Raw genomic sequence first — 12,984 nt, 5'->3', positions numbered from 1 at the left:
CGCGTGGTGGTCGGCGAAATGCCCTCCTTCCGGGTCAGCGCGCGGACGTCCGAGACCTGCTCGTCGGTCATCAGGGTCACCACGGTGCCCGACGCGCCCGCACGCGCGGTGCGGCCGGAGCGGTGCAGGTACGCCTTGTGCTCGACGGGCGGGTCGGCGTGGATGACCAGCGTTACGTCGTCCACGTGGATGCCTCGGGCGGCGATGTCCGTGGCCACCAGGGTTTTCGCCGCACCCGACGAGAACGCTTCCAGGTTGCGCGTGCGCGCGTTCTGGCCGAGGTTGCCGTGCAGCTCGACGGCCGGGACGCCGCTCGCGACGAGTTTGCGGGTGAGGGCCTTCGCGCGGTGCTTCGTGCGGGTGAAGACCAGCGTGCGGCCGGGAGCCGCGGTCAGGTCGACCAGTACCGGCAGGCGGTGGGTTTCCTCGAGGTGCAGCACGTGGTGCGTCATCGTCGAGACGGGGGACTGCGCCGAGTCGACGCTGTGCAGCATCGGGTCGTTCATGAAGCGCTTCGCCAGCACATCGATGCCGCCGTCGAGCGTCGCGGAGAACAGCAGGCGCTGGCCGCGCTCGGGGGTCGCCGACATGATGCGGCGGACCTCCGGCAGGAAGCCGAGGTCGGCCATGTGGTCGGCCTCGTCGAGCACGGTGATCTCGATCTTGTCCAGCTTCGCCTCGCCGGTGCGCATGTGGTCGGCGAGCCGGCCGGGGCAGGCGACGACGATGTCGACGCCGTCGCGCAGGCGGGTGATCTGCGGGTTCGCGCTCACGCCGCCGAAGATGGTGGTGGCCCTGAGACCGAGCGGGCGCGCCAGCGGCACGATCGCGGCCTCGATCTGGGTGGCCAGTTCGCGCGTCGGGGCGAGGATCAGCGCCCGCGGACGGCCGGGGCGCCGCCGCGTCGGGCCCGCGGCCAGGCGGGCCAGCACGGGCAGCACGAAGCCGTAGGTCTTGCCGGAGCCGGTGCGGCCGCGGCCGAGCACGTCCCGGCCCGCGAGCGTGTGCGGGAGCGTGGCGGCCTGGATCGGGAAGGGCTCGGTGACGCCCTGCGCGGCGAGCGCGTCGACAAGGGGCTTGGGCAGGCCGAGTTCAGTGAAAGTCGTCATGGGTTGGTGCGGACGCGAAAGCGTCCCGTATCTCCGTACGTAGCGCGGTTGTCCTGCCCGGCGCGGCCTCGGGTGGCTGCGGCGCGTGGTCGTCGACAACAGTGAGACGCGGTCCGAGGCAGAACTGAGCGGACCGCGTCGTCCACTATACCGTCCCAAGATCCAGCGGGCTACGTGATATCGCCCGCAGGCCGCCACGCGCGAACCGACGAAGCGGATGCGCGATGTTCGTTCGTTTCCACCATCGCCGCCGCGCCGCCGGGTGCGAGGCTGGCCGCATGAGCGCAGACGAACTCCGGGGACTGCTGGGCGAATGGGCGCGGGAGGCGGGAGTTCCCGGCGTCTCGGTCGGGATTTCGCACGAGGGCAAGGAAACTCTGCTGACCGCGGGAGTGTCCAGTGTGGACACCGGAACGCCGGTGGACGACGAGACGCTGTTCATGATCGGCTCCACCAGCAAGACGTTCGCCGCCGCCGCGGTGCTCGTGCTGGTCGAGGACGGCGTGCTGGAACTGGACCAGCCGGTCGTCGAGTACCTCCCGGATCTGCGGCTCGCCGACCCGCTCGCGCGCAAGACCGTGACGCTGCGCCACCTCCTGACGCACTCGTCCGGCTTCCTCGGCGACATCGAGGTCGACACCGGCTGGGGCGACGACGCGCTCGCCCGCGCGGTGCAGCGGTTCGACGAGTTGCCGCAGGTGTTCCCGGTCGGCGAGGTGTTCTCCTACTGCAACGCCGGATTCCTGCTGGCCGGGCGTGTCGCGGAGGCGGTGTCCGGCGGTACTTACGAAGACCTGGTCCGCACCCGGCTGCTGGAGCCGCTCGGCATGACCGACACGTACTTCCAGCCCTGGGAGGTGCTGACCCGGCGGCACGCGGTCGGGCACGCGCTGCGCGAGGACGGCCCGTCGGTCGCGCACACCGTCGGCCTCGCTCGCGCGGACGCTCCGGCGGGCGGCATCTGGTCGACTGCCCGTGACCAGCTGAAATGGGCTCGATTCCAGCTGTCCGGCGCGGAGGTGCTGAGCGACGAGACCCGCCGCCTGATGCACGACGCGCAGCGCAAGGGCGCGCTGCCGTTCGAGGAGGTCGGGCTGTCCTGGCTGCGGCTGAGCCACGGCGACACGCAGCTGGTCCGGCATGGCGGGAACGTCAGCAACCTGCAGCTGTCGGAGTTCGTCATGGTGCCGAGCGAGAACCTCGCCGTCACCGTGCTCACCAACAGCGCGGGCGGCGGCGCGCTCGGTCCGCGGGTCGTCGACTGGTGCCTGGAGAACCTGGCTGACCTGCCGAAACTGGACGGTCGCCCGACCCGGGCGATCGACCCGGGCGACTGCCCTGGACGGTATCGGACCGGCTCGCTCATCTTCGAAGTCGCCGAACGTGACGGCTCGCTCTGGGCGCAGATGATCCTCGACACCGACGATCCGGACATCCTCTCCGCTCCGCCGTTCGAGGTCGCCTTCGTCGCCGAGGACGTGCTCGCCCGCGCCTCCGACACCCGCAGGCCGAGCGCGCGTTTCCGGCGCGACGCCCACGGCCGGGTGGACGCGGTGGAGTTCGGCGGCCGCACCGCGCTAAGGTTACCGAGCGGTAATATCGGCTGACCTGGAGATGCGATGAGCGAAACGGCGACAGCGCTGCTGAACCCGCGGGAGTACGACGCCCGGAAGTTCGACCCGGAGACCCAGCGGCTGCTGCGGGGGACGATCGACTGGTTCGAATCGCGCGGCAAACGCCGTCTCGCGGAGGCGTATCACGACCGCGAGTTCTACGCCGACTTCCTGGAGTTCGCGGGCAAGGAAGGCCTGTTCGCCACCTTCCTCACCCCGGCCGCGGATTCCGCCGGGGACGCCGAGAAGCGCTGGGACACCAGCCGGATCGCCGCGCTGGCGGAAATCCTCGGCTTCTACGGCCTCAACTACTGGTACCCGTTCCAGGTCACCGTTCTCGGCCTCGGCCCGGTGTGGCAGAGCGGGAACGCGGCCGCCCGCAAGCGTGCCGCGGAAGCGCTCGCCGAGGGCGGCGTAGGCGCGTTCGGACTGTCCGAAAAGGAGCACGGCGCGGACATCTACTCGTCCGACCTCGTGCTCACCCCGGACGGCGAGGGCGGCTACCGCGCCAACGGGTCGAAGTACTACATCGGCAACGGAAACTGCGCGCGCACGGTTTCGGTGTTCGGCCGGATCGAGGGCGTCGAAGGACCCGAGCAGTACGTGTTCTTCTACGCCGATTCCGAGCACCCGAACTACCACGTCGTGAAGAACATCGTGCCGTCGCAGATGTACGTCGCGGAGTTCCGGCTCGAGGACTACCCGGTGCGCGCCGAGGACCTCCTCCACACCGGACCGGAAGCTTTCAGCGCCGCGCTGAACACGGTCAACATCGGCAAGTTCAACCTGTGCTTCGGCGGCATCGGGATGGCGACGCATTCGCTGTACGAGGCGATCACGCACGCGCAGAACCGGATCCTGTACGGCAACCCGGTCACCGATTTCCCGCACGTGCGCCGCGAATTCGTCGAGGCTTACGCGCGGCTGACCGGGATGAAGCTGTTCTCCGACCGTGCGATCGACTACTTCCGCTCGGCGAATCAGCAGGACCGCCGCTACCTGCTGTACAACCCGATCACCAAGATGAAGGTGACCACCGAGGCGCAGAAGGTGATCGGGCTGGTCGCGGATGTCGTGGCGGCCAAGGGTTTCGAGGCCGACACCTACCTCGCGATGGCCAAGAACGACATCGACGGACTGCCCAAGCTGGAGGGCACGGTCGCGGTGAACCTCGCGCTGATCGCGAAGTTCATGCCCGCGTACCTGTTCGCGCCGCAGGAATACCCGGCGGTGCCGACCCGCGACGATGCCTCCGACGACGATTTCCTGTTCCGTCAGGGCCCCGCCCGCGGACTGTCCAAGATCCGGTTCCACGACTGGAAACCGGCTTACGAGAACGCGAAGCACCTGCCGAACGTCGCCCGGTTCACCGAACAAGCGGGTGTGCTGGTGCGGTTGCTTTCCGAGGCGACGCCGGACGAGGCGCAGCAGAAGGACCTGGACTTCGGGCTCGCGCTGACCGAGCTGTTCACTCTCGTCGTGTACGGGCAGCTGATCCTGGAGCAGGCAGAGCTGACCGGCGTGTCAGACGATGTGCTCGACCAGCTGTTCGCCGTGCTGGTGCAGGACTTCAGCGTCGCCGCGGTCGATCTGCACGGGAAGCCGAGTTCCACGGAGAAGCAGCAGGAGCTGGCTTTGGCCGGGCTGCGGAAGCCGGTGGTGGACGGCGAACGGTTCGATCGGGTGTGGTCGATGGTGCGCGAGCTTTCCGGTGCGTATGAGATGAATCCCTGAGTCAGGCCAACGAAAAACGGCCTCCGCGCTCGAAGCGTGGAGGCCGTTTTTCGTTGGGCTATTTGCCGAATCCGGCGCGCCGCAACGCGTCCGCCATGGAGCCGTTGCCTCCGGAGTCACGGCGATCCCGGCCGCCGCCACCGCCGCGCTGCTGCGGCTGGTTCCGGCGCTGACCGCCGCCGCCCTGACCGCCGCCCTGACCGCGATCCCGACCGCCGCCACCGCCGCGGTTGTTGCCGGCACCGGGCTCGTCGTCCAGGCGCAGCGTCAGCGAGATCCGCTTGCGCGGCACGTCGACCTCCAGCACCTTCACCTTCACGATGTCGCCCGGCTTCACGACGTCGCGCGGGTCCTTCACGAAGTTCTTCGACAGCGCCGAAACGTGCGCGAGGCCGTCCTGGTGCACGCCGACGTCGATGAACGCGCCGAACGCGGCCACGTTCGTCACCACGCCCTCTAACCGCATGCCCGGCTTGAGGTCGCCGATCTTCTCGACGCCCTCGGCGAAGGTCGCGGTCTTGAACGCCGGACGCGGGTCGCGGCCCGGCTTCTCCAGCTCCGACAGGATGTCGGTGACCGTCGGGAGACCGAACGTGTCGTCGACGAACTCGGTCGGCTTCAGCGCCTGCAGGGTCCGGGCGTTGCCGATCAGCTCGCGGATGCCGCTGCCGGTGCGGTCGAGGATCCGCCGCACCACCGGGTAAGCCTCCGGGTGCACCGAGGACGCGTCGAGCGGGTCGTCGCCGTCCGGGATGCGGAGGAAGCCCGCGCACTGTTCGAACGCCTTCGGGCCGAGGCGCGCGACGTCCTTGAGCGCGGTCCGCGAGCGGAACGGGCCGTTGGAGTCGCGGTGCGCCACGATGTTCTCCGCGAGCGACGTCGTGATGCCCGAAACCCGCGTCAGCAGCGGCGTCGAAGCGGTGTTGACGTCCACGCCGACCGCGTTCACGCAGTCCTCGACCACCGCGTCCAGCGAACGCGACAGCGACACCTCGGACAGGTCGTGCTGGTACTGGCCGACGCCGATCGACTTCGGGTCGATCTTCACCAGTTCGGCCAGCGGGTCCTGCAGCCGCCGCGCGATCGAGACCGCGCCGCGCAGCGAGACGTCCATGCCCGGCAGTTCCTGCGAAGCGAACGCTGACGCCGAGTACACCGAAGCGCCCGCCTCGGACACGACGGCCTTGGTGAGCTTCAGCTCCGGGTGCTTCTTGATCAGCTCGACGGCCAGCTTGTCGGTCTCGCGCGAGGCGGTGCCGTTGCCGATCGAGATCAGGTCGACGTTGTGCTTCCCGGCCAGCACGGCCAGCTCCGCGATCGACTGGTCCCACTTGTTCGCCGGCTGGTGCGGGTAGATGACGTGGGTGTCGACGACCTTGCCGGTCGCGTCGACCACGGCCACCTTCACGCCGGTGCGGAAGCCCGGGTCGAGGCCCATCGTCGCGCGGGTGCCCGCCGGAGCGGCCAGCAGCAGGTCGCGCAGGTTCGCGGCGAACACGCGCACGGCGTCGTCCTCGGCCGACTGGCGCAGCCGCATCCGCAGGTCGATGCCCAGGTGCAGGAGGATCTTCGTGCGCCAGGCCCAGCGCACGGTGTCGCCGAGCCACTTGTCCGCGGGGCGGTCCTGCTGGCTGATGCCGAACCGGGCGGCGATGCGCTGTTCGTAGTCCGTCGGGCCGACGCGCGGCGGGGCGTCCTCGGCGACCGGCTCGGCGGGCTCCATCGTGAGGTCGAGGATTTCTTCCTTCTCGCCGCGGAGCATCGCGAGGATCCGGTGCGAGGGGAGCTTGGTGTAGGGCTCGGAGAAGTCGAAGTAGTCGGAGAACTTGGCCCCGTCGGTCTCCTTGCCGGCGCGGACCTTCGAGGTCAGGTGGCCCTCGGTCCACATTTTCTCGCGCAGCTCGCCGATCAGGTCGGCGTCCTCGGCGAAGCGCTCGACCAGGATGGAGCGCGCCCCGTCGAGGGCGGCCTGCGCGTCGGCGATGCCCTTGTCCGCGTCGACGAACACCGCGGCCGCCGCCTGCGGGTCGGTCGACGGGTCGCTCAGCAGGCCGTCGGCCAGCGGTTCCAGACCGGCCTCGCGGGCGGTCTGCGCCTTGGTCCGCCGCTTCGGCTTGTAGGGCAGGTAGATGTCCTCCAGCCGCGACTTCGTGTCCGCGGCGAGGATCTGCGCCTCGAGCGCCTCGTCCAGCTTGCCCTGGCTCCGGATGGACTCCAGGACCGCGCCGCGGCGCTCGTCCAGCTCGCGCAGGTAGCGCAGCCGCTCCTCGAGCGTGCGCAGCTGCGCGTCGTCCAGCTCTCCGGTGACTTCCTTGCGGTACCGGGCGATGAACGGCACCGTGGACCCCTCGTCGAGGAGGGTCACGGCGGCCTTGACCTGCCCTTCGCGCACCCCCAGCTCTTCGGCGATCCGCTGCTCGACCGACTGCACGCTCAAAACCAGGCTCCTGCTTCGTCTCGGGTTGCTCCGAGCCTGCATTGTGCCGCTGCCCGCCCGGCCCGCTGCGGATGGCCCGCCGAAGCACCTCCGGAAGTTCCTTGACATCCGCATTGGTCTAGTCCATTTTGAGGTGATCTGGCTCACTGCCCCTGCGGAGGTCTGCCCGTGTCCCCACACCCGTCCCCCCGGCGGCTGCCTGCCCTGGTGTCCCTGCTGGCCTCGGTCGCGCTCGCGCTCGGCGTCACGCTCGCGCTCGGCACCGGCAGCGCGTCGGCCGCGAACATCCTCGCCAATCCCGGCTTCGAGAGCGGCGCGCTCTCTGGCTGGACCTGCAGCGGCACCGCATCGGTCGTCGCGACCCAAGCGCACGACGGCAGCCACTCGCTGAGTGCGGCGCCGTCGGGCTCCGACACCGCACAGTGCTCCCAGCAGGTCACCGTGCAGCCCAACACCGCGTACAAGCTGTCCGCGTGGGTCCAGGGCAGCTACGTCTACCTCGGCGTCTCCGGCTCCGCGGTGCAGAACACCTGGACGCCCGGCGCGACCGGCTGGCAGCAGCTCAGCCTGAGTTTCACCACCGGCTCGTCCATGAGCCTCACGGTGTACCTGCACGGCTGGTACGGCCAGCCGGCCTACCTCGCCGACGACGTCAACCTCGACGGCCCGGGCACCCCGCCCACGACGTCCACGACTCCGACTTCGCCGACGTCCACCACGCCGACGACTCCGACCTCGCCGACGACGACCACCACGACCAGCACGCCGCCGCACAACGGCGACCTGCCGAAGCACATCCTCACCGGCTACTGGCAGAACTTCGACAACGGCGCGAAGACGCTGAAGCTGGCTGACGTGCCCACGACGTACAACGTCATCGCGGTCGCCTTCGCCGACGCCACCAGCACGCCCGGCGCGGTGAGTTTCACGCTCGACCCGGCACTGTCGTCGAAGCTCGGCGGCTACACCGACGCGCAGTTCCGCGACGACATCAAGACCGTGCAGGCGCGCGGCCAGAAGGTGATCATCTCGGTGGGCGGCGAGAAGGGCACGATCAGCGTCGGCGACAGCTCCTCGGCGAGCAACTTCGCCAACTCGGTGAAGCAGCTGATCTCCACGTACGGCTTCGACGGCGTCGACATCGACCTGGAGAACGGCATCAACGCCACCTACATGGGCCAGGCGCTGCGCAGCATCCACGACGGCGGCGGCTCGGTGATCACCATGGCGCCGCAGACGATCGACATGCAGTCCACCCAGGGCGGCTACTTCCAGCTCGCGCTGAACATCAAGGACATCCTCACCGTCGTCAACATGCAGTACTACAACTCGGGCGCGATGAACGGCTGCAACGGGAACGTCTACTCCCAGGGCACGGTCGACTTCCTCACTGCGCTCTCGTGCATCCAGCTCCAAGGCGGCCTGCGGACCGACCAGGTCGCCTTCGGGCTGCCGTCCTCGGGCTCGGCGGCGGGCGGCGGGTACCAGTCGCCGTCGAACGTGGTGTCGGCGATGAACTGCATGGCCAAGGGCACCGGCTGCGCTTCGTTCAAGCCCTCGGCGACGTACCCGGAGTTCCGCGGCGCGATGACGTGGTCCATCAACTGGGACGCGTCGAACGGCTACGGGTTTGCCAACACGGTCAGCGCGGGGCTCAAGAGCCTGCCTTGAGTTGGGGCTCGTGAGTGTTCATCCCGGTTAGAACCGGCATGAACACTCACGAGCGCACCAGGTAGTCGGCCGGGTCGAGTGCCCTGGTCCGGCGGTCGTATTCGGTGACCAGCCCGGGCCAGTTGGTGCTCACCCGGCCGTTTTCCTGCCGGTACCAGCTTGTGCAACCGCTCCAGACGCTGTGCGAGAGCCGCGCTTGCACCTCGCGGTCGTAGCGCTCCTCGACCTCGGCGCGCACCTCCAGCGACGCCACGTCCGGCCGGGCGAGGTGTTCGACGGCTTGGCGGAGGTAGCGTGCTTGCCGCTCGATCATGTAGATGATCGATCCCGCGCCGAGGTTGGTGTTGGGGCCGTAGACGCAGAACAGGTTCGGGAATCCCGGCACCGTCATGCCGAGGTACGCCCGCGCGCCGCCACGCCACGCCTCCGCCAGTGACCTGCCGTCGCGACCAAGCACCTTCATCGGGCCAAGGAACTCCGTCGCTTTGAAACCGGTTCCGTAGATCAGTACGTCGACCTCGTGCTCCACACCGTCCGCGGTGCGTACGCCGCGCGGGGTGATTTCCTGGATCGAGGACGTTTCGACAGCGACGTTCGGCTGCGCGAGCGCGGGCAGGTAGTCGTTGGTGAACAAGATCCGCTTGCAGCCCAACGGATAGTCCGGCTTGGTCTTGCGGCGCAGCGCGGGGTCCTTGAGATGACGGCGGCGCAGCTGGGCGGTGCGCAGCTCGAACATCTTGGTCACCAACGGTTGCCGCGTCATGCCGTAGGTCACGTACTCGGCGAGCAGGAAGATCCGGGCGCGGCCGAACAGCTGCATCTTCGGCAGACGGCGGAAAAGCCGCTTCTGCCAGCCGGCGTATCGGCCGTCGTTCTTGGCCATGATGTACGGCGGCGTGCGCTGGAAGACGGTTACCCGCGCGGCCTCTTTGCGGATCTCCGGCACGAACTGGATCGCGCTCGCGCCGGTGCCGATCACCGCGATCCGCTTGCCCGCCAACGGGATTTCGTGGTTCCACTCAGCTGAGTGGAATGCCGCGCCGGCGAAGGTCTCGCGGCCGGGGATCGACGGCCAAGCCGGTCGGGAGAGCTGGCCGACCGCGGGCACGAAGACGTCCGCATCGAAGGTTTCGCCTTGTGCGGTCTCGACCCGCCAGCGGCCGTCCTCGTAGGTCGCGGACGTGACCTCGCGGCCGTAGCGGATGTGCGGTTCGATGCCGTGCTTCGCGATCACGCGCTTGAGGTAGGCGTGGATGTCCGGCTGCATCGCGTACCGCTTCGGCCAGTCCGGGTTGGGCTCGAAGGAGAACGAGTACAGCGGCGACGGGATGTCGCAGGCCGCGCCGGGGTAGGTGTTCTCGCGCCACACGCCGCCCGGTTCGGTCGCCCGCTCCAAGATCGTGACGTTCGGGAAACCGGCGCGCTTCAACTCGATCGCGGCGCCGATTCCGCCGAACCCGGTCCCTACTATCAGCACCGACGGGGTGTCCTCCATAGCCCGAAGCTACGCAGGCCGCGGCCGGTGCGGAAGGGCACGAACGGCCACGCGATCGAGAATTCCGGCCAGCGGAAGTCGTGCGCGGCGATCGCGGTTCTAACCGGGATCGGCACTCACGACCTCGTGGGTCTTGCCGGGCTCGGCCCACGCGAGCAGCTTCCGCCCGGCGCTCTCCAGCGCGGCGGTATCGCGTTTCGCGAGCCGCTCGAACGGCGTGAGCACCAGCGTCGCCGACTCGCGCGTGGTCGTCGTTTCCCAGATCCCGCGGACCCGGCCGTCGACCAGGAGGGTGCCCTTGACCAGGCCGTTGATGGTGATCACGCGCTTGCGGTGCTCGTCGCTGATCATCCGCGTGCGGTCGGCGTAGGACAGCAGCGTCTGGTCGAACGGCCCCAGCAGGCGCGGCGGCGCGGGCGTGTCTTCGTCGGGCAGCGTGGCGTCCGGCAGGTCGTAGAGCGTGCGGCCGTCGGGATCGAGGTAGGTGCGCAGGTCCATCTCCTCGACCACCTCGCCGAGCTTCGTGACGCCAGCCCAGGTCTGCATGTCGGCCACCGTCGCCGGGCCGAACGCGGCGAGGTAGCGGCGGACCAGTTCGGCGGCGGACGGCTCGGGCGCGGCGACGCCGTCGAGCCAGTGGTCCGCGACCTGGTAGGTCGGCTGCCCGGCCTTGCCCCACACGCCGCGCGGCGGGATCTGCACGAGCGGCAGCACGGCGCGGACCAGGAACAGCAGCGACGCGGCCGGGGTCTCCGGATAGTGCTCGACCAGCGCTTTGCCGAGCTGGTCGCTTGAATACGGCCGCTCGCGCAGCAGTTCGCGGGTCGTCTTCGCCACCGCGTCGTGGTCGAGTTTCGACAGCGGCTCCCGGTGCTGGTTGACGGCCGTCAGAGCGCGGTCCATGACGATCTGTACCAGCGGCCGCCAAGTGAGCGCGTCGGTGGCGGGGACGAGGTGCACCGTGCCGCGCATCAGCACCATCCGGACCACGCTGCGGTCGAGCAGCAGGTTCGCGAGGTCGTCCGGTTGGAAACCCTGCAGCCGGCACCACAGCGCGTAATACGGCGGGAACGGCGCTTGCGCCTGCAGCCCGGCGAGGTGGGCGACGGCGTCGAGAACCGGCATCTTGGCGGGCTTCAGCAGCAACTGCCGGTCGAGGGTCGCGCGGTTGAGGACGCGGTGGGAAAGGCGCACGGCGGGAGCTTAACCAGCAACCCGGACAGTTTTGGCCCTCGATCGGCGCGCGGGCTCACGGTTGATCCATAATTCCGGCCATGGCCGAGCTAGCCGCACCCGCCATCCGCGACTGGGACTACCCACGCGGCACGGCGAGTGTGCTGCTCATGCACCGCTTCGCCGAGGAACGCGGCGTCACGCTGCCCGGCGTGCCGATCGAGGAATTGCGCGCGCCGGACCGGCAGCTTGATGCGCGGCAGGAGTTGGCGGTTGTGCGCGCGTTGCTGTCGACGGTCGGCTCCGGCGACGACGTCGCGCTCAGCCTCGGCTGCCGGTACCGCGTGACGACGTTCGGCATCTTCGGCTTCGCCTGCATCAGCAGTCCGACGATGCGCGACGCGATGGTGTTCGCGTTGCGGTACCTGGATTTGTCGTTCACCTTCTGCATTCCGCACGTCGAGCTGGACGCCGCCGGACTCCGCCTGGTGCTGGACGATTCGCGGGTGCCGGACGACGTCGCGCGGTTCCTCGCGCTGCGCGACCTGTCCGCGATCTGCACCGTCATGCGAGACCTCCTGCCGGAGATCTCCTTGGAACGGCTGGAATTCCGGTTCCCGTCCTCGTCCTTTGTGGACGCTTATCGGACTGCCTTCGGGGTCAGCCCGATTTTCGGGGCCGCCGAGCATCAGGTCGGTCTTGATCCGGAGCTATTGAACCTTCCGCTGCCGCAGGCCAACGAACAAACCGTCGCGCTGTGCGCCGCGCAGTGCGACGCTCTCGTTGCCCGCCGCCGCACGCGATCGGGCGTCCCGCAGCTGGTGCGGGAACGACTGGTGCGGCTCGGCGGTGCGGACGCCGGGATGGACGAGATCGCCCGTCAGCTCACGCTCAGCACGCGAACCCTGCGGCGTCGGTTGACCGAAGCGGGTACCGGCTACCGGCAGCTGCTCGATGAGGTTCGGCAGACGCTCGCCGAGGAAATGCTCGACACCGGCGTGCTGTCCGTCGACGATGTCGCGCTGCGGCTGGGCTATGCCGAGGCGTCGAGCTTCATCTATGCGTTCAAGCGCTGGACCGGGACGACGCCCGCCGCGTACGCACGGCGCAACCGCTAGCGGGCACCGTTATGGACACTTCGTTACACAATGCAGTAGGCTTCCGGCATGGCTCGACCCCGCATCTTTGATCGCGAACAAGTCCTCACTGCCGCTACTGACCTGTTCTGGCGGCGGGGCTTTCACGCGACCAGTGCCGAAGAACTGTGCCAGGCCACCGGTCTCGGCCGCAGCAGCCTGTACAACACCTTCGGCAGCAAGGGTGCGCTGTTCGCGGAATGCCTCGGTCGCTATCTCGACACGACCGCGCAGGCCACCGCCGAAGTGATCGCGAAGAAGGGCGACTCGGTGGCGCGAATCGAGGCTTATCTGACGAAGGTGGTCCTTGAAGAAGCCGAGCGATCGAGCGCCGGTGCACCGAGCGGATGTCTGGCGGTCAATTCCGTTGCCGAACTGGCTGGTGACACGGAGAACGCGGAGTTCCTGGAGCAGGTCGCCCGCGACACCGATGCCCGGCTGCGCCTGCTGACCGACCTGTTGCGGGCAGGTCAGGCGGCTGGCGAGGTCACTGGGGAGGTGCCCGCCGAGGGGCTTGCCGCATACGTGAACGCCAGCGTCGCCGGGCTGCGGATCTCCGCTCAAGGCGGCGCGCCGCTGGCACGGCTGGCCGACATCGTCCAAGCCGCCACTCGGG

The 12,984-nt window shown here is 69.0% G+C and carries 9 protein-coding genes; 5 read left to right on the top strand and 4 right to left on the bottom strand.

What is annotated here, in order from left to right; genetic code table 11:
* The coding region (locus D0D37_RS43065; RefSeq protein WP_162834760.1) for a DEAD/DEAH box helicase at positions 1–1,109 on the bottom strand (1,109 nt) is incomplete at its 3' end.
* 278 nt (positions 1,110–1,387) lie between these two features.
* On the opposite strand from D0D37_RS43065, the gene D0D37_RS43060 reads away from it, so the two are divergent.
* Entirely contained in the window at positions 1,388–2,716 is a 1,329-nt protein-coding gene (locus D0D37_RS43060; RefSeq protein ID WP_167493646.1) for a serine hydrolase domain-containing protein, read from the top strand.
* Between the two features lie 12 nt (positions 2,717–2,728).
* Entirely contained in the window at positions 2,729–4,456 is a 1,728-nt protein-coding gene (locus D0D37_RS43055) for an acyl-CoA dehydrogenase family protein (protein WP_116206328.1), read from the top strand.
* A 58-nt stretch (positions 4,457–4,514) separates the two neighbouring features.
* Here D0D37_RS43055 and D0D37_RS43050 read toward each other — a convergent pair whose 3' ends face one another.
* A complete protein-coding gene (locus tag D0D37_RS43050; RefSeq protein ID WP_116206327.1) occupies positions 4,515–6,893 on the bottom strand; it encodes a Tex family protein in 2,379 nt (792 codons plus the stop codon).
* Between the two features lie 168 nt (positions 6,894–7,061).
* On the opposite strand from D0D37_RS43050, the gene D0D37_RS43045 reads away from it, so the two are divergent.
* Positions 7,062–8,564, top strand: coding sequence for a chitinase (locus D0D37_RS43045; protein WP_162834759.1), 1,503 nt, complete (start codon positions 7,062–7,064; stop codon positions 8,562–8,564).
* Between the two features lie 46 nt (positions 8,565–8,610).
* On the opposite strand, the gene D0D37_RS43040 is transcribed toward D0D37_RS43045, so the two are convergent.
* Both D0D37_RS43040 and D0D37_RS43035 read right to left on the bottom strand, forming a co-directional pair.
* Positions 8,611–10,059 (bottom strand): flavin-containing monooxygenase, encoded by a 1,449-nt coding sequence (locus D0D37_RS43040; RefSeq protein WP_116206326.1) that lies wholly within the window; start codon positions 10,057–10,059, stop codon positions 8,611–8,613.
* Positions 10,060–10,158: 99 nt separating this feature from the next.
* Positions 10,159–11,253 (bottom strand): winged helix DNA-binding domain-containing protein, encoded by a 1,095-nt coding sequence (locus tag D0D37_RS43035; RefSeq protein WP_116206325.1) that lies wholly within the window; start codon positions 11,251–11,253, stop codon positions 10,159–10,161.
* Between the two features lie 80 nt (positions 11,254–11,333).
* On the opposite strand from D0D37_RS43035, the gene D0D37_RS43030 reads away from it, so the two are divergent.
* Positions 11,334–12,350, top strand: a complete 1,017-nt coding sequence (locus tag D0D37_RS43030) for an AraC family transcriptional regulator (RefSeq protein WP_116206324.1) — start codon at positions 11,334–11,336, stop codon at positions 12,348–12,350.
* Between the two features lie 48 nt (positions 12,351–12,398).
* Positions 12,399–12,984 (top strand): TetR/AcrR family transcriptional regulator (locus D0D37_RS43025; protein WP_162834758.1); only part of this gene is annotated, 586 nt, incomplete at its 3' end.

The sequence above is a fragment of the Amycolatopsis circi genome (genome assembly GCF_003385235.1).
GTDB lineage: Bacteria > Actinomycetota > Actinomycetes > Mycobacteriales > Pseudonocardiaceae > Amycolatopsis > Amycolatopsis circi.
The sequence above is the reverse complement of the archived record's forward strand: the minus strand, read 5'-3'. Positions and strand labels throughout refer to the sequence as shown.